General features: G+C 54.6%; 17 protein-coding genes and 1 pseudogene. 10 read left to right on the top strand and 8 right to left on the bottom strand.

The genetic code is table 11. From position 1 onward, the window contains the following. Positions 1-77 precede the first annotated feature (77 nt). The 4 genes from addB to N685_RS0101905 are packed head-to-tail and all read left to right on the top strand — an operon-like array spanning position 78 to position 11,833. Positions 78-3,581, top strand: coding sequence for a helicase-exonuclease AddAB subunit AddB (gene addB / locus N685_RS0101920; RefSeq protein ID WP_337588986.1), 3,504 nt, complete (start codon positions 78-80; stop codon positions 3,579-3,581). Further along, positions 3,582-7,295 (top strand): helicase-exonuclease AddAB subunit AddA, encoded by a 3,714-nt coding sequence (addA, locus tag N685_RS0101915; protein WP_031405384.1) that lies wholly within the window; start codon positions 3,582-3,584, stop codon positions 7,293-7,295. Positions 7,296-7,313: 18 nt separating this feature from the next. After that, the gene (locus N685_RS0101910; protein ID WP_031405382.1) at positions 7,314-8,492 is read left to right on the top strand and encodes an exonuclease SbcCD subunit D; all 1,179 of its coding nucleotides are present in this window, start codon (positions 7,314-7,316) and stop codon (positions 8,490-8,492) included. Beyond that, positions 8,489-11,833: an AAA family ATPase gene (locus N685_RS0101905; RefSeq protein WP_031405380.1), complete on the top strand. Its 3,345-nt coding sequence runs from the start codon at positions 8,489-8,491 to the stop codon at positions 11,831-11,833. The genes N685_RS0101910 and N685_RS0101905 overlap by 4 nt, the downstream gene beginning before the upstream one ends. Before the next feature lie 282 nt (positions 11,834-12,115). On the opposite strand, the gene N685_RS0101900 is transcribed toward N685_RS0101905, so the two are convergent. The 7 genes from N685_RS0101900 to N685_RS0101870 all read right to left on the bottom strand — a co-directional run bounded on the left by N685_RS0101900 (position 12,116) and on the right by N685_RS0101870 (position 14,348). Then, positions 12,116-12,337: a spore germination protein gene (locus N685_RS0101900; RefSeq protein WP_031405378.1), complete on the bottom strand. Its 222-nt coding sequence runs from the start codon at positions 12,335-12,337 to the stop codon at positions 12,116-12,118. Further along, entirely contained in the window at positions 12,337-12,735 is a 399-nt protein-coding gene (locus N685_RS0101895; protein WP_031405377.1) for a spore germination protein GerPE, read from the bottom strand. The genes N685_RS0101900 and N685_RS0101895 overlap by 1 nt, the downstream gene beginning before the upstream one ends. After that, complete coding sequence (locus N685_RS0101890) at positions 12,732-12,923, bottom strand: hypothetical protein (RefSeq protein ID WP_020755034.1); 192 nt, start codon at positions 12,921-12,923, stop codon at positions 12,732-12,734. The genes N685_RS0101895 and N685_RS0101890 overlap by 4 nt, the downstream gene beginning before the upstream one ends. Then, positions 12,920-13,522 carry a spore germination protein GerPC gene (gene gerPC, locus N685_RS0101885; protein WP_031405372.1) on the bottom strand — a complete coding sequence of 201 codons (603 nt, stop codon included), beginning with the start codon at positions 13,520-13,522 and terminating at the stop codon, positions 12,920-12,922. The genes N685_RS0101890 and gerPC overlap by 4 nt, the downstream gene beginning before the upstream one ends. Before the next feature lie 82 nt (positions 13,523-13,604). Next, entirely contained in the window at positions 13,605-13,817 is a 213-nt protein-coding gene (locus N685_RS0101880) for a spore germination protein GerPB (RefSeq protein ID WP_013146201.1), read from the bottom strand. Between the two features lie 14 nt (positions 13,818-13,831). Beyond that, positions 13,832-14,053, bottom strand: coding sequence for a spore germination protein (locus N685_RS0101875; protein ID WP_011230193.1), 222 nt, complete (start codon positions 14,051-14,053; stop codon positions 13,832-13,834). A gap of 70 nt (positions 14,054-14,123) precedes the next feature. Next, on the bottom strand, positions 14,124-14,348 hold the full coding sequence (locus N685_RS0101870) for a spore germination protein (RefSeq protein ID WP_011230194.1): 225 nt from the start codon (positions 14,346-14,348) through the stop codon (positions 14,124-14,126). Between the two features lie 150 nt (positions 14,349-14,498). On the opposite strand from N685_RS0101870, the gene N685_RS0101865 reads away from it, so the two are divergent. From N685_RS0101865 to N685_RS0101850, 3 genes and pseudogenes are all read left to right on the top strand, one after another. Then, the gene (locus N685_RS0101865) at positions 14,499-14,723 is read left to right on the top strand and encodes a spore germination protein (RefSeq protein WP_031405368.1); all 225 of its coding nucleotides are present in this window, start codon (positions 14,499-14,501) and stop codon (positions 14,721-14,723) included. Positions 14,724-14,938: 215 nt separating this feature from the next. Continuing rightward, a pseudogene (locus N685_RS0101855) lies at positions 14,939-15,298 on the top strand (AMP-binding enzyme); the annotation flags it as partial. 116 nt (positions 15,299-15,414) lie between these two features. Continuing rightward, positions 15,415-16,581, top strand: coding sequence for a DUF418 domain-containing protein (locus tag N685_RS0101850; protein WP_031405364.1), 1,167 nt, complete (start codon positions 15,415-15,417; stop codon positions 16,579-16,581). 11 nt (positions 16,582-16,592) lie between these two features. Here N685_RS0101850 and N685_RS0101845 read toward each other — a convergent pair whose 3' ends face one another. Continuing rightward, the gene (locus tag N685_RS0101845; RefSeq protein WP_031405362.1) at positions 16,593-16,763 is read right to left on the bottom strand and encodes an aspartyl-phosphate phosphatase Spo0E family protein; all 171 of its coding nucleotides are present in this window, start codon (positions 16,761-16,763) and stop codon (positions 16,593-16,595) included. A gap of 312 nt (positions 16,764-17,075) precedes the next feature. On the opposite strand from N685_RS0101845, the gene N685_RS0101840 reads away from it, so the two are divergent. The 3 genes from N685_RS0101840 (at position 17,076) to N685_RS0101830 (ending at position 21,685) form a co-directional block, all read left to right on the top strand. Continuing rightward, positions 17,076-17,978, top strand: coding sequence for a fumarylacetoacetate hydrolase family protein (locus N685_RS0101840; RefSeq protein WP_031405360.1), 903 nt, complete (start codon positions 17,076-17,078; stop codon positions 17,976-17,978). A 144-nt stretch (positions 17,979-18,122) separates the two neighbouring features. Then, the gene (locus N685_RS0101835; protein ID WP_031405358.1) at positions 18,123-18,476 is read left to right on the top strand and encodes a YisL family protein; all 354 of its coding nucleotides are present in this window, start codon (positions 18,123-18,125) and stop codon (positions 18,474-18,476) included. A gap of 365 nt (positions 18,477-18,841) precedes the next feature. Further along, positions 18,842-21,685, top strand: coding sequence for an EAL domain-containing protein (locus tag N685_RS0101830; RefSeq protein WP_031405356.1), 2,844 nt, complete (start codon positions 18,842-18,844; stop codon positions 21,683-21,685). Positions 21,686-21,911: the final 226 nt, after the last annotated feature.

Below are 21,911 nucleotides of genomic sequence, written 5' to 3'. Positions count from 1 at the left end.
AGGCGTTTTTTTCTTCCTAAAAACGAACATACGTGCTAAAATAAAACAAATAGAGGAAACGAATGGTGGTGGATACAATGTCGCTGCGGTTTTTGCTCGGGCGGTCAGGAAGTGGGAAAACGGCTGTCTGCCTCGAAGAAATTCGCCGTCAGCTGCAAGAGGATCCAAAAGGAAGGGTGATCGTCTATCTCGTTCCAGAGCAAATGACGTTTCAATGTGAATACGCGTTGATACATACCGATGGAGTGGGCGGGATGATTCGGGCTCAAGTGTTCAGTTTCACTCGCCTCGCTTGGCGCGTGCTGCAGGAAACAGGCGGTATAACCCGGTATCACATTCATGATGTTGGCGTGCAGATGATGATCCGCAAAATTATTGAGCAACGCAGACAAGAGCTGAAACTGTTTGGGCGCGCGGCGGACAAACATGGCTTTATTGAGCAGCTGAACGAAATGATCGCTGAATGTAAGCGATATTGCTTGACGCCCGATGAACTCCGCCGTCATGCCGAAGCGCTCGAGAACGGGTCAAGCCAGCCGGGGCGCCGTTTGCTGGCTGATAAGTTGAGCGATGTGGCGCTCGTTTATGAGGAGCTTGAGAAAGGCCTTGCCGGCCACTATCTTGATTCGGAAGATTATTTGCGTCTGCTGGCTGAACATATTCCGCGCTCAAGTTATTTGCGGGATGCTGACATTTATATCGATGGCTTTCATCATTTCGCGCCGCAAGAATATATGATCATCGAACAGCTTCTTCGCCATTGCCGGCGCGTCACCGTGTGTTTGACGATCGACCGGCCGTATGACGACGGAATGCCGGACGAACTTCATCTCTTTTATTTGCCGGCGCAAACATACCGTCAGTTGTGCGAGCTGGCGCTAAGCAATGATATTGCGATCGAAGAGCCGATCGTGCTTTCGGCCAACCGCCGCCATGAGGACAGGGCTCTCGTACATCTTGAGGCGCAATTTCATCGCCGCCCGTTGCTTCCATATCGTGCAGAGACCGATGCCATCCATCTTTATGAGGCGTCCAATCGCCGAGCGGAAATCGAAGCGGTCGCACGCGAAATTATTCGCCTTGTCCGTGATGAAGGGGCCCGCTATCGCGACATTGCGCTGATCATCCGCCAGACGGAGGCGTACCGTGATCTGGTGAAAACGGTGTTTTTTGATTTTGGGATCCCGTATTTTATGGATGAAAAAGAGCCGATGCACCACCATCCGCTCATTGAACTCGTGCGCGCTGCCTTAGAGACGGTCGTGACGCGTTGGCGATATGAAGCGGTGTTTCGGGCGGTGAAAACGGATTTGCTTTTTCCAGCGGACGGTGATCTGCATATGTGGCGCGAGGCGGCCGACAAGCTTGAAAATTATGTGCTTGCTTACGGAATCAAAGGGGATAAGTGGACAAACAATGAGCGTTGGACGTATCGGCGCTATCAGGCGCTTGACGGTTTGAACGTGCCGCAGACAGACGAGGAGCGCCAGTTTGAGGACAAGCTCAATGAATGGCGCGAGGCGCTGGCCGCCCCGCTCCGCCGGTTGGAGCGCCGTCTGCGCCGGGCAGAGGACGGACAAGGGTTTTGCATGGCATTATATCTGTTTTTGGAAGAATTGCAGATTCCAAAAAAACTAGAGAAAATGAGCGCGCAAGCAGAAGCAGACGGCCGCCTCGTTGAAGCGCGCCAGCATGAACAGGCATGGAACGCTGTCATCGATCTGCTTGATCAATATGTCGAAATGCTTGGGACAGAATCGCTGTCGCTCAACGAGTTTGCCAAGATTATTGAGGCTGGGCTCGATCGGCTCGAATTCTCCCTCGTGCCGCCGGCGATGGACCAGGTGATCGTCGCACAGCTTGATCGCTCGCGTTTAATTGGGGTGCACTATGCGTTTGTAATCGGCGCCAATGAGGGCGTTATTCCAGCGAAAGTGAAGGACGACGGGCTGATGGCCGAAATGGAGCGCGAGCAGCTGCGCGAAATGGGGGCAGCGCTTGCTCCGGGGGGACGGGAGCAGCTGTTTTACGATCCGTTTTTTGTTTACTTGGCGCTCGTTTGCCCAAGCCGCCGGCTGTACGTCACGTATCCGCTTGCTGATGGCGAAGGGAAGGCGCTGATGCCTTCACCGCTCATCAGGCAGCTGGCTGAACTGTTTCCGCATGCTCCGGTGCATCTGTGCGGCAACGACCCGTTCGACGCCCCGGCAGAAAAAGCAGAGGCGTTCGTGACCGCGCCGCGGGCGACGCAAACGTATTTAATCAGCCAACTCCAAGCATGGAAGCGCAACTACGGCATCGATCCGCTTTGGTGGGATGTATATAACACGTTCATCGGCCACCGGGACTGGAAGGAGCAGGTGCGGCATGCTGTTTCCGCGCTCTTTTATACAAACGGAGCAAAGCCGCTCAAAAAAAAGTGGAGCCAGCGGCTGTACGGCGAAAAAATTCAGGCGAGCGTCTCGCGCATGGAGCAGTTTCAAAAATGCCCGTATGCCCATTTCGCATCGCACGGACTGCGGTTGAAAGAGCGAAACGTTTTCCGGCTTGAGGCACCGGATGTTGGGCAATTGTTCCATGCCGCCATCAAGCAAATCGCCGATCGGTTGCGTGAACAGCATCTTGATTGGCGCGAACTGTCAAGACCAGACTGCGAACGGCTGTCGGCCGAAGCGGTCGAGCGAATCGCCCCGCTCATCCAGCAGCAAGTGCTCTCAAGCTCTCATCGCTATGAATATATGAAACGAAAATTAAAACATGTTGTTGCTCGTACAACCCATGTGTTAAGTGAGCATGCGCGGGCGAGCGGATTCGTTCCGATCGGACTTGAGCTTTCGTTTGGCCCGAACGGCGACCTGCCGCCGCTTCGGTTTCGTCTTCGCGATGGCACTGTGATGGAACTCATCGGGCGGATCGACCGCGTCGATAAGGCGGAAAGCAGCCAAGGAGTGCTTCTTCGCATTATTGATTACAAATCGAGCGCGAAAACGCTCGATTTAACGGAAGTATATTACGGCTTGGCGCTGCAAATGCTCACCTACTTGGACATCGTGCTGACGTATGCCGAACAGCTTGTCGGACAGCCAGCCTTGCCGGCCGGGGTGCTTTATTTTCATATCCACAATCCGATCGTTCAAGCGAAGCAATGGGTGGATGACGAAATCGAAATGGCGAAAAAGTTGCTTGAACCGTTTCGGATGCGCGGGCTGCTGCTTGCTGATGTCGAGGCGATCCGACTGATGGACAGCCGAACGGAAGACGGACAATGGTCGCTGATTGTGCCTGCTCAGCTTACGAAAAGCGGGTCGATCCATTCGCGTTCGTCGGTGGCGAGTCCATCCGATTTTGCCACGCTTCGCCAGCATGTCCGCCGTTTGTTTATCGACATCGGCGGACAAATCGTCGACGGCGTCGTGTCGATCGCCCCGTACAAGTTGAAAGATAAAACGGCATGCGATTTTTGCTCATTTAAACCGGTCTGCCAATTTGATGAGGCCCTCTCCGGCAACGAATACCGGAAGCTTGCTCCGCAAACGAAGGAAGCGGTGATGGAAAAACTAGCGGAAGGGAAGGAAGAATAAATGAACGTCACGATTCGTCCGAAGCCGGCTGGGAGCCGATGGACGGATGAACAATGGAAGGCGATCGCCGCAGGCGGCCGCGATATTCTTGTCGCTGCGGCGGCCGGATCCGGGAAAACGGCCGTTCTTGTTGAGCGGATCATTCAAAAAGTGACAGCGGAAGAAGGAGCAGTCGATATCGACCGATTGCTCGTCGTTACCTTTACCAATGCGGCGGCCGCGGAGATGAAAGCAAGAATCGGCGAGGCGCTTGAACGCGAACTCGCCAAGCGGCCGCATTCGCTCCATCTGCGGCGTCAACTCAGCCTGCTCCCCCGAGCGGCGATCTCGACGCTTCATTCCTTTTGTTTGGATGTTGTCCGCAAGCATTACTATTTGCTCGATTTGGATCCATCGTTTCGCATCGCGGATGAAACGGAAATCGAGCTGTTGAAAGAGGATGTCCTTGAAGAGCTGCTTGAGGAGGAATACGGAAAGCCGGACAACGAGCGGTTTTTCGCTGTGGTGGATGCCTATACGGGCGACCGGAGCGATGCAGAGTTGCAGGAGATGATTATCGCCCTTTATGAATTTTCCCGCTCCCATCCCGAGCCGGACGAATGGCTGGACGGCTTGACTGCGATGTATGATGTCGACGAACGAACAGATATCAAGACGCTGCCAGCAGCCCGCTATATCGCGCAACATGCCGCGATGGAGATGGCGGCGGCCAAACGGCTGATCGAAAGGGCGCTTGAGCTTGCAGAAGAACCGGGCGGACCGCGGCCGTATGCGGAGCGGTTGCGCGAAGATCAAGATCTGATCGCTGATTTGGAAGCGCGTCTTTCTGGACCGTGGGTCGAGCTGCATCACGCGCTCAAGACGCTGTCGTTTGGGCGGCTTCCGGCTTGCCGCGGCAAGGATTATGACGAGCGGCTGATCGATGAGGCCAAATCATTGCGCGATCAGGCGAAAAAGAAAATAGAGGGGCTGCGCGACAATGTATTTTCGCTTGATCCATCCGTCTGGCTCCGCCATATGCGGGAGATGAAGCCGATCATTGAAACGATTGCCAACCTTGTCCGGCGTTTTGCCGCCATGTTCCAAGCAGCGAAACGGGAAAAAGGCATCGTCGATTTTTCCGACTTGGAGCATTACTGTTTGCATGTTTTGCGGCGGCGCGACCCGAAAACGGGCGCATGGCAGCCTTCTCCTGTCGCCTTGGAATACCAAGCGCAGTTTGATGAAGTGCTCGTTGACGAGTACCAAGATACGAACCTCGTTCAAGAAGCGATTTTGCAACTGGTGAAAAAGGGGAGTGAACGGACCGGCAATTTGTTTATGGTCGGGGACGTCAAACAGTCCATTTACCGGTTCCGCCTCGCCGAGCCGATGTTGTTTTTGGGCAAATACAAACGATTCACCGCCGACGGAGAAGCAGGGGGAATGAAAATCGACCTCGCGAGCAACTTCCGCAGCCGCCGCGAGGTGTTGGACGGAACGAACTTTCTGTTCGCGCAGCTCATGGGGGAAACCGTCGGCGAAATGGTTTACGATGAAGCGGCGCAGTTGAAATACGGAGCCGATTACCCGGAAGGGGAGGATGCGGCGCCGGAAGTCATGATCATCAACCGGCAGCGTGCGTCGGAAGAGGACGAAGAGGAAGCGGCGGAGCTCGAGGCGCGGCTGATGGCGAAAAAAATCAAAGAGATCGTTTCTGCGCCGTTTTATGTATACGATCGTTCAAGCGGGCAGCCGCGGCGCGCCATGTACCGTGACATCGTCATCCTTGTCCGTTCGATGACGCATGCGCCGCAGATGATCGAGCAGCTGCAGGCGCAAGGCATCCCGGCGGCTGCGGATTTATCATCCGGTTACTTTCAGGCGACAGAAATTTCCGTCATGCTCTCACTGTTAAAAGTGATCGATAACCCGCACCAAGACATTCCGCTCGCCGCGGTGCTCCGGTCGCCGCTCTTTCGTTTTGACGAGAATGAGCTCGCCATGATTCGTCTCGCCGATCCAAAAGGCACGTTTTATGAAGCGCTCTGTTCGTTTCGGCAAAAACGGGCGGAAACGGAAGAAGAGGCCAAAGCTCAACGAAAGGCGTCGGCTTTTTTGGACCGTCTTGACGGCTGGCGCACGATGGCGCGCCGCCGTTCATTAGCAGATCTCATTTGGCAGCTGTACCGCGATACGCAATTTTATGATTTTGTCGGCGCACTGCCGGCCGGCAGGCAACGACAGGCGAACTTGCGCGCTTTGTACGACCGCGCACGACAGTATGAGTCGACGTCGTTTCGTGGGCTGTTCCGCTTCCTTCGCTTCATCGAGCGGCTGCAAGAGCGCGGCGACGATTTAGGAGCAGCTCGTCCGCTCGGCGAGCAGGAAGACGTTGTGCGCGTCATGACGATTCACAGCAGCAAAGGATTGGAATTTCCGATCGTGTTTCTTGCCGGGCTTGCGCGTTCGTTTCATACACGTGATTTGCATCACCCATATTTGCTTGATAAAGAGCTGGGCTTCGCTGCTCGCTTTGTCCACCCACGGCTGCGCATCAGCTATCCGACGCTGCCGTTGTTGGCGATTCAAGCGAAAAAGCGGCTTGAGTTGCTCGCTGAGGAGATGCGCATTTTGTATGTCGCGCTTACAAGGGCAAAAGAGAAGCTGTATTTGCTGGCGTCGGTCAACGATGCGGCCAAGGAGATTGAAAAATGGAAAAGCGTTGTTTCAGAACGCGGATGGCTTCTCCCTGACGATGTGCGGGCTTCGGCTCGCTCCTACTTGGATTGGATCGGCCGGGCGCTCATTCGTCATCGCGATGGAGAAGCGCTTGCGGGAACGAAAGCGTCTGAAGAGGTCGCTTCCCATCCGTCTGTGTGGCGCATCGCCATCGTGCCGGCTGCCGATTTGCGCGGCGAAGAGGCGGCAAGAGAGGAGATGAATAGCGCCGTGCTTCTTGCCCTCGAACAAGGCCGACCCGTTCCCGTGGAAGGAGGGTGGCAGAAGGAGGCAAAACGCCGCTTGTTGTGGCGGTATTCGTATGAGAAAGAAACGGCCGTGCGCGCCAAGCAATCGGTGTCAGAACTCAAAGAACATCGCGCACTTTTTGGCGAGCAAGCGGACGAATGGCGGCCGCGCCAAGGGACAGCTCCGGTGTTTTCACGGCCGCGTTTCATGCAGGGGAAAACGTTGACGCCGGCCGAAAAAGGAACGGCCCTCCATATCGTCATGCGCCATCTCGATTTGCAGGCGCCGCTTGATGAATCGTCGATCCGCAGTCAAATCGTCCGCCTTGTTGACAAAGAGCTGCTGTCGACAGAACAGGCTGAGGCGGTCGATCCAGCAGCCATCGCTGCCTTTTTCGCTACAGATCTTGGCCGCCGCCTTTGCGCTGCCCGCGAAGTACACCGTGAAGTGCCGTTCAGCTTGGGGCTTCCGGCGGCTGAACTGTACGGCCGCGAAGGGACGGAAAACGGCCGGTGCGTCCTCGTGCAAGGGGTGATCGACTGCGTCTTTGTCGACGAATGCGGCTATGTGATGATCGACTATAAAACGGATGAAGTCGCCCGCCGTTTTGCCGGACAACAGGATGAAGCGGCTCGTTTTCTGCTCGGCCGCTACGGGACGCAAATGCGCTTGTACCGGCGGGCCATCGAACAAATTTGGCGCGCGCCGGTGGCGGAATGCTATTTGTATTCGTTTGATGGAAGATTTGTTGTGGCTGTTGAGTGATGCAAGGGAGGAGAAGGAATGCGCATTTTGCATACCGCGGACTGGCATTTTGGGCGAACGCTTGAGGGACGAAGTCGGATGGCCGAGCAAGAGGCGTTTGTTGATGAGCTTGTGGAGATTGTCAAGAAAGAACAAATCGACGTCATCCTTGTGGCCGGCGATGTGTTCGACTCCGTCAACCCGCCGGCGGCTGCGGAACAGCTGTTTTATGAAAGCCTCGCCCGCCTGTCCGACAAAGGACGCCGTCCCGTGGCGATCATCAGCGGCAATCACGACCATCCCGACCGGATCAGCGCCGCCCGGCCGTTGCTGTCTGAGCACAATATTTTTCTTTTCGGTCGCCCGCAAGCGGTTGTTTGCCGGATTGATGTCCCATCGTGCGGCGAAACGATGATGCTCGCTCCGTTGGCCTATCCGTCCGAATCGCGTCTTGCCGAGCTGTTGTCGTCCGACTGCGAGGAAACAACGATGCGCGATCGGTACGATGAACGCATCCGCGCCCTATTAGCGGCGATGGCTGCCTCGTTCACGATGGAGACCGTCAATATCGCGATGAGCCATCTTTATGTCGCCGGCGGACATACGTCCGATTCCGAGCGGCCGATTGAAGTCGGCGGCGCTTATACGGTGGCGGCGGAGAGCTTGCCGAAAGCCGCGCAATATGTGGCGCTTGGCCACTTGCACCGGCCGCAGGACGTCAAGCGGGCAAAGACGGCGGCTCGCTATTCCGGCTCGCCTTTGGCGTACAGCTTTTCCGAAGCCGGCCATGCCAAATCGGTCACGGTCGTCGACGTGCATCCGAGGGAAGCGGCTAAGGTGGAGGAAATCCCGCTTTCCGCGGGCAAGCCGCTTATCCGCTGGAAGGCGACGGAGGGGCTCGCCCAAGTGCATCGTTGGTGCGAGGAGGGAAGAGACCGATCCGGCTGGATCGATTTGGAGATTCATGTGACCGAGCCGTTGACAATGGAAGAAATTGATCGGCTGCGTAAGCTTCATCCCGGATTTGTCAACATTCGCCCGGTGTTTCCCGATCGGGCGGAAGAGATGATGGAAATGAGCCGCGAGCCGCTTTCACTCGAAGAAATGTTTCACCGATTTTACGAACGGCAGACCGGGGGACAAACGCCGGATGAAGAGCTCGTCCGCCTCTTTTTGGAGCTGGCGGCGGAAGAAGAGAAGGAAGGAGAGGAAGAATGAAGCCGATCTCGCTGACGATCGCCGGGCTTCATAGCTTTCGTGAAAAGCAGACGATCGATTTCACCGCGCTGTGCGAGGGTGGGGTGTTTGGCATTTTCGGGCCGACTGGAAGCGGCAAATCAACGATTTTAGACGCCATGACGCTTGCCTTGTTCGGCTGCGTCGAGCGGGCGGCTAACCGTACGCAGGCGATCATCAACCACGCGGAGCAAGGGTTGTTCGTTTCGTTTACGTTTGAACTGGAAAATGCGGCAGGAGCGAAACGGTATACAGTCGAACGAAGCTTAAAAAAAGTGGATGAGTGGCGGACGCGCAGCGCTGTTTGCCGCCTGATCGAGCACCGGCCCGAGCCGGTCGTGCTCGCCGATAAACTATCGGATGTGGACAAGGCAATCGAGCAATTGCTCGGCTTGACGATGGAGGATTTCACCCGGGCGGTCGTCTTGCCGCAAGGAAAATTTGCCGAATTTCTGTCGCTTAAAGGGGCGGAGCGGCGGCAAATGCTGCAGCGCCTCTTTCATCTTGAGCGGTATGGCGATCAGTTGAACAAAAAGTTGAAAGACCGGCTTGCCGCCGCTGAGCAAGAATGGGAAAAAATCGAAGCGGAAAAAGCGGGGCTCGGTGACGCTTCAAAAGCAGCGCTCGAGCAGGCAGAGATGGACGTGCGGGAGCTCGCGGGGCTGTTGGCCAAGCGAAAAAAAGAACTAGAAGAAGTCGAAGCAGATGTGGAACGAACAAAACAACGATGGGTGCGGCAGCAAGAAAAAGAAGAGGTCGAACAAGAGCTTGCCGTGCTGCGGCGGCGCGAATTCAGCATTCGCGAGCTTGAGGAAAAAAAGGAGCGCGCCGAGCAAGCGGAGCGCATTTGGCCGTATTGGGAGCAGTGCGAGCAGGCGAGCCGTTTGCGGGCAGAGGCGTTTCGTCGGTATGAAGGACTCGCTCGTCGGTTAGAGGAAGCCCAATCGAGCTATAAAGAAGCAGCGCAACGTTATGAACGGGCGCGCCAAGAAAAGGCGCAGCGGGAACCGGAATTGCTTGTTCAGATGGAACGGCTGCGGCAGGCGGCGCAGCTTGAGCAACAAATGGAAGTGCTTGGACAGGAACTCGCTGCTCTTCGTGAAGAAAGGGAGCGGCTCATTGCCCGGGAGAAGGCAGCCGCCCGCCGGTTTGAAGAGGCGTCGGTCTGGTATGAGCGCGGCGTAAAGCGGCAGCGGGAGTTGAAAGAGGAACTGAAACGGCATGAGGAGGCGCTGGCTGGAAAAGATGAGGTAGAGCAGGCATACAGGCAGAAGCAGCATATTGAGCAAACGGCATCAGCCATTGCTCGCATTGATGCTCAGCTTCGGCAAAAAGAAAGCGTTTGGCGACGGGCGAAAGAGGAAAAGTTGGAGCGGGAACGCCGATCAGCGGCTGCGAGCTCCCGACTCCAAGAGCTGTTCCGGCGTGTGGAGCGGGCGTATCGTTTCGTCTGCTGGCGGCAGCAGGACGCTGAAAAACAATTGTATACTTTGCAGAAAGCCATAGAGGCGGAGCGACAGCGAACTGAAGAAGCGCGGACGGCGCACCTCGCTTCCGCCTTGGCTGAGCGGCTCCGTCCCGGTGAGCCGTGTCCAGTGTGTGGATCGTGCGAGCATCCGCATCCAGCCGCTGCGCCGCGCGATGTCCAATTTGAGCGTCTGTCCGAGCTTGAGGCAGAGCGACAGCGGTATGAACAAGATTGGCAAACGATCATTTCGTTCAAGGCGCAGCTCGAGCAACTCGCCGAGCTGGCAGTAGGACATGAAGCGCCGCCTGTGTTTGCCGAAAACCGCTCGGCGGAGGAGGCGATCGATCTCACTGTGGAAGTGCGGGCGCTTGCCCAAGATGTCATCGAATTGAAAGAAGCGGTCTACCGGGCGCTTGCCCAATGGAACGAAGCTGAGTCAGCGCGGCGCGAAGCAGAGAAAGCGTGCCGGTGGGCAGCGGCGGACATTGAAGCGTTGCAAGTTGAAAAACAGCGGCTGGAGGAAGAGCGGCGGCAACTTGAACAGCAATGGCGGCAGACGTATCCTTCGCTTTCGCTTGAGACGATTGATGCAGTGTATGAACAGCTGCGCGAACGGGAAAAAATGCGGCGTGACGTGCAAAAGCGGCTGGAGGACAGCGTGCCGTTTTTAGAGGAAAAACAGCGGGCGAAAGAGGAAGCGGCTGAAGAGCGGCGTCAGCTTGAGACAGAGCAGGTGCGTCTTGACTCGCTGATCGGCGCCAAACAGCAACAATGGAATGAATATGAGCGGCAGCGGGGCGAGAAGGCGGGCTCAGACCCAGCGGCCGTGCAGCTTCAGAAGGTGGAGGCCGAATGGCGTCGATTGCAAAACGGCGAGCAACAGGCGTATGAGGCCTGGCAGCGGGTCCAGCGGGAATATCAAATGCTTGAAAGCGAAACCAAAGCGGCCAAGCAGGCGTGGGAAGAAAGCGCCCGCCGCGAAGAAGAGGCGCTCGCTCGCTGGCGCGGCGCGCTTTCGGACACCATGTTTGCCGATGCCGAACAAGTCAAGCAAGCGAAGGCAAAAAAAGTGCAACGGGATGAATGGGATGAGGCGATCCGCCGCTATTGGCGCCAAATCGAGCAAGCTGAACATCGCCTCGCCCAACTGGCCGCCGCCATCGGGGGGGAGACGGTGAGCGCCGAACAATGGGAGACGATGCAACGTGTATATGCCGAGTTGAAGGAGCAAGTGGAGGCGATGACGCAGCAGCTCGGGGCGGCTCAAGCGAAGGTGGAAGAGATGAGAAAAAAACATAGCCGCTTTGTTGAACTTGAGGAGAAGCAGGCGGAACTCAGCCGGCGCATCGAACGGTATAAACAGCTGCAGGCGCTGCTTCGCGGCAACAGCTTTGTCGAATTTATGGCTGAAGAGCAGCTCGAGCACGTAACCGCCATGGCTTCGGAACGGCTGCAACGGCTGACACGGCATCGGTATTCGCTCGAATTGGATTCGCAGGGGGGGTTTCTGATCCGTGATGATGCCAACGGCGGCGTCAGACGCCCCGTATCGACGCTCTCGGGCGGCGAAACGTTTTTGACGTCGCTGTCGTTGGCGCTGGCGTTATCGGCGCAAATTCAGCTGCGCGGCGAATATCCGCTCCGCTTTTTCTTCTTGGATGAAGGGTTTGGCACCCTCGATGCTGAGCTGCTTGAGACGGTCATTTCTGCCTTGGAAAAACTGCATACCGAGCGGCTGGCGGTCGGCGTCATCAGCCATGTTCAAGAAATTCGCAACCGTCTGCCGCGACGGCTTATCGTCGAACCGGCTGAACCGTCCGGCCGCGGCACGCGCGTCCGACTGGAAATGATGTAAATTGACGTGCCCGTCGAACAGGAAGGGCTTTAGGCAAAGGAAAGCTGTTTCAAGAGGGCGGGGTTCTTTCGATCCGTTCTAACAGCGTTTTGCGCGTATATGTATAAGGAAAGGAGGGTTGATCCAAAACGCATTCGCGTTTTGGGTCAGCTCCCTTGCTCTTTTTTGTTTCGGTGGCCTTCTCTGATAAGGCTGATCTCCTATTTCTCCCATTTGGTCGTTAATGCGGCGGTCTCTTTGCCGTGTTGAAGAAAGGTGATGAAAGGGTTTCATCCTTTGCAGTTAGTTGTTGGCGGCCACATTTTGGTCAAACACATCCGGATCAAATGAGTTTGTAAAACTGATGGCGTTGTTCGTCATCACAAAATCGCCGGTGTTGAATCCACCGGATCCGGCTTGCGTTTTTGTGGCGACTTTCGGCGCGATGTACAGACAGTCGCCCATTTGAACGACAGCTCCGCTGCTAACGTTATTGATTTTAATCGGGCCGACAAACGAAGGCATTATGAATCCCTCCCTCTCGTTGACGCGCTTGACTCAGAACCGGCCAGCTGACGGATATGTTTAATTCTTGCCTCTGCCTCCGCTGTCGAAGTCGAGCCGATATGGATGATAGCGGACGAAGAAACGGCGAGCACGCGCACAGACTGAACGGAAATGATCGGGGACTCATGGAGCGTTTGGCGTGCAGCTACCGGCGATGGAGAAGTCCAGCGCGGAATCGGCTTCGTAAAAACAGGGAATATTTGTTCTCCTTCTGGACCAAAAAACAGTTCATATTGCCGCTGAACGGCAAAGGCGCGCGTGCGGGCGGAAATTCGCTCTGAGTCGCCGATTTGCAGGACAGAGCTAATGATAAGCGTTTCAGCATGGAACGTTTGCACAACTGACGTTCGTTTCACGGTGCTTCCCCTCGGGTCGGCACAAGTGGGACAAACGGACCGATGATGAGCGATTCGGGTGGCGTGTCAAACGCTGATGATAAATGGATCGCATCGGCGTCGCCGATTAAAAACAGTGAGGCGCTGGCGACGGCCACGAGGCGGATGTCGCCAACATGCAGATGGCGATTGATCACTGTATAATTCACGTCTCTCCCTCCCCTGAAGGCAAATGTTTTAAAAACGCATCGAGTGATTGTTCGATATCGGCTTTCACTTTTTGAAAAATTTCATTTTCGACCGCCTCATCACGGTCACCGGATGGAACGTAGCCATGGTTGGCTTTCTCTTGCAAGTAGAAGCGGATGCGCTCGTCCGTTTGCCGGGCGATGTCTTGCAAAATGAACTGTCGATACGTATCGTCGAGGCGGCGGCCGTATTGCTGCTCAAGGCGTTTTAACGTTTCCGGCGCTTCCCCGTTGAGATAGGCGGCCACTTTTTCTTGAATCGGGCGCATGAGCACCGGTTCCGGCTTTGGAATCACCGTTTTGACCGGTTCGACGGCAAAGTCTTCAATCGTGCCGCCGGCTCCAGGCGGAGCGATCCCGATGTTTAGCGTTCCTTCGAGCGTTTCTACTTTGAGCTGGTCAAATTTATATTCAATTCGTTCGATCGATGTACGCGGTTGAGCCTCCATTTCCCGAAGCCGGGCTTCAAGTGCGTGGAGGCGGCGTTCCAACCCCCGTATTTTTTTTGTTTGCCATGACAAATAGCGGTGCAGTTGGACGAAATACTGGTAAACACTCATCGTGCACCATCATCCTCTCCAAAGAGCCCTCTTACTTCAATATATGGACGGCCTTTCGCTCTCATCACTTTTTTCGCTAAATTTAGCGGGTGGCTGAATGGAGAGGAACGAGAGGAGCGGATGCACCGGGCGGCACGGTCGCCTGTGGAGCCGGACCGGTGAATCCGCCGGTGTTGGCAAGCGTCGAGAGCGCTTGAATGCTTCCGGCGCTGCCGATTTGCAAAACGGATGAATTGGTGACCGAGCCGATCCGCAATTGGTGGATGCAGATGCTTTGGCTGATGTAAACGTGCACCCTCTTCTCCTCCTTCAAACGTTTCCGACGACATTTTCATCGGCGACATCGGCGTCATTCGTATTCGTGTTGCTGTAATAGTTATAAATATGAAGCCCGTCGCCGGTGTTAAACGAACCGGCGCCAGCGAACGTTTTCGTTACGCTTTGCGGAGAAATCGCAAACACATCGCCAATATGGAACACGCCGCTGCTTCCGATGCTGTTCAGTTTGACGACTCCGACAAAAGCCGGCATGTGGGCATGCTCCCTTCCTTGTTTTCTTCGATGATACTAGTGTATGGGAGCAAGCTGCGAAACGTTCGCTTTAATTGTTGGCAGCATTATTTGAGTCGAACACATCTGGATCACCGGTGTTCGTAAAGCTGACGAACGTATTCGTCTGCAGGAAGTCGCCGTTGTTGCCGCCGCCTGAGCCGGTGTTGGATTTCAACGTGCTCTTTGGTGTGATTTGCAAGACGTCGCCGAAATTTACCGTGCCGTCGCCGCTGACATGGGTGATTTTAATTGGACCGCTGATAAATGAAGGCATGAAGAGCCCCCTCCTTTTTTGTCGTGTCGCTATCGTTATTGTATGAAAACAGAGAAAAAACGGTTCAATGCGGGGCGAGAGTCCAAGTGAGGAAAGCAGCTCCCGCGTATGATAAAGAAAGGGAACGGGCAGAAAGGAAGGGGAAAGAGGATGCCAGCAATCGTCATTGGTGGGATCAAAGTGACGAACGTAAGCGGCAATGGCACTGTCAACATGGGGGATGTGCTGCAAATCGCTCCGAAAAGCACCACGAAGTCAAATTCAGGTGCCGGAGGCGGAAATACTGGCGATTTCTTGCAAACGAATACGTTTTGCAACGTCACGAATACGGTTGATCCCGATGTCTCCGACGCTGGGGTGAAAGGAAATAACTAGCTGTTGTCGAGCCGATTCGCCTAGCATTCGTTTTTGGGAAAAAAGGAGAAAACGGGTTCTTTTTTGGCGCCATGGAGCGGACTAGCCAAGAAAGAGGGCTGGCTTCAAAAGTCATTTTACGACTTTTGGGACGGCCCTCTTTTTCTTTATGCCATCTTTGTTATATAATACAATTATGAATTTTCTAAAACATAAAACAGGGGGATGGGAGAATTATTGATATCATTGACCGGAAAAAGGATATTATTATTAGCGGAGGGGAAAATATTTCGTCAATTGAAGTCGAAGGTGCGCTTTATGAACACCCTGCTGTGCTTGAGGCAGCTGTCATTGCCGCACCGCACGAAAAATGGGGCGAAACGCCGCATGCCTTTGTCGTCGTTCGTCCAGGGCACAACGTGACAGAAGAAGAGCTGATCGCCTTTTCTCGGGAAAAACTGGCTCATTTCAAAGCCATTAAAGGCGTCACGTTTGTCGATGAGCTGCCGAAAACAGCCTCCGGAAAAATTCAAAAAGTACATTTGCGTCGCCAGTATTGGGATGCAATTGGAAAATCAGGCCGCTATGTCAACTGATGATACAGGCATGCGCCTTCAGACGAGCAGAGAAATGAATCAAGCGTGCACTGGCAAGGTGGTGGGGCATCTTCGGATTCGTATGCGGCAAGTCGGTGGAAAGAAGGGAGAAAGCGATGATCAGATCGCCCGAGCGAATCGCCGCGGCGGATGTGCTGCGTGGATTCGCCTTGCTCGGCATTTTGCTTGTCAACATGCGTTATTTTTCCTCGCCGGCGTTATACGACGACGGCGCCAAGGGAAGCGCCTTTGACCGGGGGGTGGCGGCGGTTGTCGACGTGTTGTTTGAAGCAAGCGCGTATCCGCTGTTTGCCTTTTTATTCGGCTTCAGCGCAGTGATGATGTTCCGCCGGCTCAGCAGCCGCGGGGAGCGGCCGATTCCGATTCTTTTGCGCCGCTTCCTTTTTTTGCTTGGGATTGGCCTCGTTCATGCGTTTGGCCTCTGGTTTGGCGATATTTTGATTCCCTACGCAATGACAGGGGGGATTATGCTTTTCTTTTTTGCCGCCCCGCCTCGTTGGTGGCGGACGGCGGCCGCGGCGTTCTTTTTTCTTTTTCACGGCTTCATGGTGCTGTTGTTAACTCTCGATGTGTTGGCCGGAGGAATGGAGACAGCTGGCGGCCACGAGACCGCGGCGGCCGCGGCGGTTCGCCATTATCGAAACGGAGCGTTTTGTGATGTATTTTGGCAACGGTGGAGCGACTGGATGTATATCAACGGCGATGGTGGGCTGCTACTTACGGTGTTGACCGTGCTGCCGTTTTGTTTGCTTGGCGGCTATGCTGCTTACGAACGTTGGCTTGAAGCCGACCGTCACCCGCCTGCGAAGCTGCGCCGCCTGATGGGGTGGGCGCTATGCTTTGGTTTAGCACTGAAAACCATTCCGTATTGGGCTGCGGCCAACGACTTGACCGTGTACATCCAAGACAGCTTCGGCGGTGCCGCATTGGCGGTGTTCTACGCGTCTGCTGCCGTGTTCGTCTGTGGGAAACCAAGTTGGAGGCGTGTTTGGCGGTGGTGGCAAGACGTTGGGAAAATGTCGCTCACCCATTACCTGGCGCAATCGCTTGTTTGCACCTCGCTGTTTTACGGTTATGGGCTTGGGTGGTACGGGCGCACAAGCGCATGGCAGGAGACGATGCTCGCGTTTGCCTTGTATGCGGTTGAAGTATGGGTGAGCCGCCACTGGCTTACACGGTTTTGCTACGGACCGATCGAATGGCTGTGGAGGTGGGGGACATACGGAGCGCGGCCGCCGTTTCGCCGCCGGCCGGGGCAATAAAAATCCGCCGCTTACTGAACGGACGGAGATGGTGATTCAAAAGTCTTCGTTTGCTGCAAATATTGATTGATCAATTGGTCCAGCTCTTGGCTACACTCGATCGTCTCTTTGGCCGTGAATCCATAGGTGAGCGCCAATTCAATCATTTGTTGTCGTTTTTCTTCAATTTGCAACAGAACCATTTCCTTCACCATCAATTCGTTTGAAATGTTGGTTGAGGCATGACGCGTCGATAAAAGACGTTTGTTGTATGACGAAAGTCGCAATCGACACACTAGCGGAAACTAAACATTATTATACATATCATGACGAAAAAAGGAAGCGATTCGGGAAAATAAGTGATAAATTTCCTAATTTAGACAAAATTCTACAAAAACAGGACTTTTTCGCCTTGATGGCGAATATCATCCTCAACGCGCCAAAATGGCGAAGACGCGCGGAAGAGAAGAGTCCAAGAAGCGACCGCTGCACAACCAAAGAAAGGGAGAGATACGATGAAACTGATCACCGCACTTTTCGATGGAGAAACGTTTGTCGGAGCCGTGCCGCAAGGAGATGACCGCGTTGTCCATTTGCGCCGCGCCGAACGAGCGATGGCTGGAACGGAGATGATGCCGACGACGATGCTCGCGGCAATTGCTCAAGGAGAGGAGTTTCTCGCCCGGGCGCAAGAAGTGGTTGACTGGGCGCTAGCCCATCCGACGCCGCAATACGTTTGCCGCCTCAACGATGTCCGCCTTTTGGCTCCCATTCCGCGGCCGGCCAAAAATATTTTTTGCATCGGCAAAAACTATGTGGATCACGCGCTGGAGCTCGGCGGCGCCGATGTGCCGGAGCATTTGATTGTCTTCACGAAAGCGCCGACAACAGTCATTGGTCATGAGGAAACGATTTTGCGCCATGCCGGTGTCACCAATGAGCTGGACTATGAAGGGGAGCTGGCGGTGGTCATCGGCAAACAAGGGCGAGGAATCCGCCGTGAGGATGCGCTAGATTACGTATTTGGCTATACGATCATCAACGATGTGACAGCAAGAGATTTGCAGGAGCGGCATCAACAATATTTTCTCGGCAAAAGCTTGGATACATTTTGTCCGATGGGGCCATGGATCGTGCCGAGTAAATTTATGAAGAATCCAAACGCCTTGCACATCGAGACGCAGGTCAACGGCGAAGTGCGCCAGCAAGCGAACACGAAACAATTGATTTTTTCCATCGAATCGATCATCGAGACGATCTCCAAAGGCATTACGCTTGAGCCGGGCGACATCATTGCTACAGGAACGCCGGCCGGGGTTGGTAAAGGGATGAACCCGCCGCGTTTTTTGCAAACGGGTGATGTCATTGAGGTGACGGTGGAAGGCATCGGCACGCTGCGCAACAAAGTGGGAGAGTAAACGGCGAAAGCGAAAAAGCTTCCACTGGTGTTCGAAAGGCGCTCTCTTGAAAGAAAGGGCTTCTTTCGTTTTCACGAAGTTTGTCAACCGTCCGCCCGCCGTGCTATGATGGGGAGGAACAAGGAATGGTTGGAGGGATGAACGTTGACGCATGCCCACATTACGAGCTGGCTCATCACGATTGTTTTGTTTTTCCTTGCGGTGTCAATGGAGCGGCAAAGGGCGGACAAAGCCAAGATCGTACAAATGGTGTTGCGGCTGTTTTACATCCTCACGATCGTGACGGGGGGGCTTTTGCTGCATAGCATTGCTTCGATATCTGCACTTTATTGGCTAAAGGCGCTTGCCGGGCTGTGGGTAATCGGAGCGATGGAAATGGTTTTAGCAGCTGAAAAAAAAGGGAAAAGCGCGGCGGCAGGATGGACGCAATGGGTCATTGCCCTTGCGGTGACGCTGTTTCTTGGTTTGTTGCTGCCGCTTGGTTTTGACTTATTCTAAAGCGAAGCGGCAGCCTTCTATTGGTTGCCGCTTTTGGTGAACTACCCGCCACCTGCGCTTCGCTTCGAGGTGGAGGCTTCAAGCGACTTATGCGTGTTCGCCGAACGGTAAGCCACACACAAGAACCCTTTACGCTTTCCTTCGCTCCGAAGGCGTCCATTCGAACAATAAATTACCACATCCGTCGGCGATCGCCAACCGACATTCATCTCCCACCTACTCATTGGGCTTTGCCCTGCACATTCCTTGAGGGGGGAGACTTCTGTCGGAAATTACGTTAAAGACGAAAATATGGTATGGTAAAAGAAATAATCATTTTTTGAATTTTCTGGCCTGATTGGTCAGCGGAGGGGGCATGATCGTTTATGCGTTGGTTCTGCTGCCGCCGCGCCGAGGAGCTGGATCGTTGGATCAGGGAGCATAGTTCTTCCTTGGATGAGACGTTGTTTGTCCAAGTCGCAGGCAACGATGAGGAAGCGGTGCGCCATGCGATGGCCGCGGTAGCCCGTCGTTGGCCGCGTGCCCATATGATGGGGATGGCAGGACCGTTGCCAATGGCTGGGGAGACGAATCTCGCTGTTGGCATCACGTCGATGATGTCTTCAACCGTTTCGTCGTTGGTGCTGCCAGCCGATGAGTTTGACTGCCCGGATGGCATGGCGGCGTTGATTGCGGAAGCGGTCATCCATCACGATACGACGTTGCTTTTGTTGTTTACGAATCACCGCTCGGCTTTGCCTTCCCTGCTTCGCCACTTGCCCCTTGCAAACAAACGAATGGCTATCGTCGGTTGCGCACTTCCCGAAGGCAGCGTGTTATTTTCGTCCGACGGTCGGCTTAAGCGCGGAGGGATCGCCGTCTCTTTCAGTGGAACAGCGCTTCGCAGCCACTGTGTCGCACCATTCTTATGGGAGCCGATTGGTTTGGCGTTTTCCATCACGAAAAGCCGTGATCAGCAGATTGACGAGCTCAACGGGCAAAAAGCGTCGCTTTATTTAGAACGATATTTAGGCAAAGAATTTATCGAACGTCTGCCGCTTTCCGGAGTGGAATTCCCGTTTCTTGTCGAACGGAGCGGACGCGATGTCTGCCTGCCAATTGTCGCTGTCAACCGGGATGGCTCGGTTGTCGTAAGGGGCCATGTCCATAATGGAGAAAAGGTTCGGTTTGCCTATGTTCATGCTCCGTCCTTTTACTGGAGCGTGCGTGATGCAGCGATGCAAACGGTCAAGCAACCAGCTCGGGGAATGTTGCTTTACTACAGCGCGGCGCTCAGCGGGTATACGCGCCCGCTGTTGGACGGCGTGGCTGCCGCGCTTGGACAGGCAGCGCTGTTTCCAGCCGTCGAGGTGTTGATGAAAGATGCGTATACGGCTGTGCGGCCGGCTGCGTTTGCCGCTGTTTCGCTGACGGAAACAGCGGCATCAGCGGAGAACGGTTTGTCATTGCCATTGCCGGCGCCACCGGAAGGAATCATGACGCTGGCCCGGCTCATGTCCACGTCCTCACGCGATATGGAGCGGCTGCATGTTCGCCTGCAGATGTCCGAGCAACGATATAAGTCGTTGTTTGAACATAACACCGATATTGTCTATTCGATGGACTTGCACGGCCGTTTGACAAGCGTCAATCCTGCCTTTGAACAAGTGCTCGGTTACAAGAAAGAAGAAATTCTGTATACGAATTCGCTCAAGTATATTCATCCGAATGATATTCCCCGCGTCACCCGCTATTTTTACCGGGCGCTGCGTGGAAATGTGCAGACATATCATTTGGAACTGCCGACGAAATCGGGCGAACGACTTCTTTTCCAAATGAAAAACATCCCGATCATTGTCGATGGGAAAAAGGTTGGCATTTACGGCATTGGCCATAACATTACCGAGCAGAAGAAGGCCGAAAAAAGAATTGCGTATTTAGCCTACTACGATCCCGATACGAATTTGCCGAATCGGACAAAATGGATGGAGTTGCTTTCTGAACATCTGGAAAAAGCGAAGCGGAAGCGGCGGAAGACGGCGGTTGCCTTGATCGATTTGGACCGGTTTAAATGGATTAACGACAGTGTCGGCCATTACGCGGGAGATGACATTTTGCGCCAACTTGTCGAGCGTATTCGCCGCGTCTTGCCGCTTGGTGCGGAGCTTGGCCGATTTCATGGCGACAAGTTTTGCCTGCTTTTCCCGCTCAAAACAGAGGTCGAGGCGGCAACGGAAGCGGCGCTCCGCATCGTGCGCGAAGTGGCGCGGCCGATTGTGTACGACGGAAAGGAATTTTTCGTTACAGCAAGCGTTGGTCTAGCAATGTTTCCAGATGACGGAGAGGACGAACACGCGCTCCTTAGGCACGCCGATATGGCTGTCAACATGGCAAAAAAAGGCGGCGGCAACCGCGTGGAGCGCTATTGCGCGCGAATGAACGAAGAAGCAATGCATCGATTGGAAATGGGCGGCCATTTGCGCAAAGCGATTGAAGAGAATGAACTGTTTCTTTGCTATCAGCCGATTGTGGATGTACATACTCGTGCGGTAAGAGCAATGGAAGCGCTAATCCGCTGGCGTCACCCTACGCTTGGGCTTGTGCGGCCGGATGAATTCATCCCTTTGGCGGAAGAGACCGGATTGATTCATGAGATTGGGCGCTGGGTGCTGAAAACGGCCTGCAAACAGACAAAGCGGTGGCAGGAGATGACGGGGGATGATCAGCTTGCGATTTTTGTCAATGTATCCCCTGTCCAGTTTCAGCATGAGCGGTTTGTGGATGATGTCAAACAAGCGCTTCGGCAGTCGCGTCTGTCGCCGTCGTGCCTGCATCTCGAACTGACCGAACATTCGATGCTCCGCCATCTGTCCAGCACGCTGCGGGCGATGGACGAGTTAAGAAAGATTGGCGTCGGCATCGCCGTCGATGATTTCGGCAGCGGATATTCCTCGTTCCATTATTTAAAACGGTTGCCAGCGACAATATTGAAAATTGACCGTGCTTTTATTGAACAATTACATGCCAACGCCTCCGATGAGGCTATCGTCAAGGCGATGATTACGATGGGACAAGGGTTGGGGCTTGAGACGATCGCCGAAGGGGTGGAAACGCCGGAACAGCTCAACCGGCTTCGTGATTTGCAATGCACGTATGCGCAAGGGTATGTGATTTGTCCGCCGCTTCTTGCTGAAGAAGTGATGCGGTATGTGACGGAAAAGCAAAAGTGATCCCCCGCCCGCGTCGGTTGACAGCCGTCGCCTGTCGGCACTCCGCCTAAAGCAAAACAGCTGCGATCATCGATTCGGGCGGAAGGATGGATGGGAAAAAAATATTGACCGCTCGCCGTTGGACGTGAACTACCCGCCACCTACGCTTCGCTTAGAGGTGGAGGCTTCAAGCGACTTGTGCGTGTTCGCCGAACGGTAAGCCATACACAAGAACCCTTTACGCTTT

Source organism: Geobacillus vulcani PSS1, from assembly GCF_000733845.1.
Classification (GTDB): Bacteria; Bacillota; Bacilli; order Bacillales; family Anoxybacillaceae; genus Geobacillus; species Geobacillus vulcani.
Note: the sequence above shows the minus strand (reverse complement) of the source record. Positions and strands in the feature narration are given on the sequence as shown.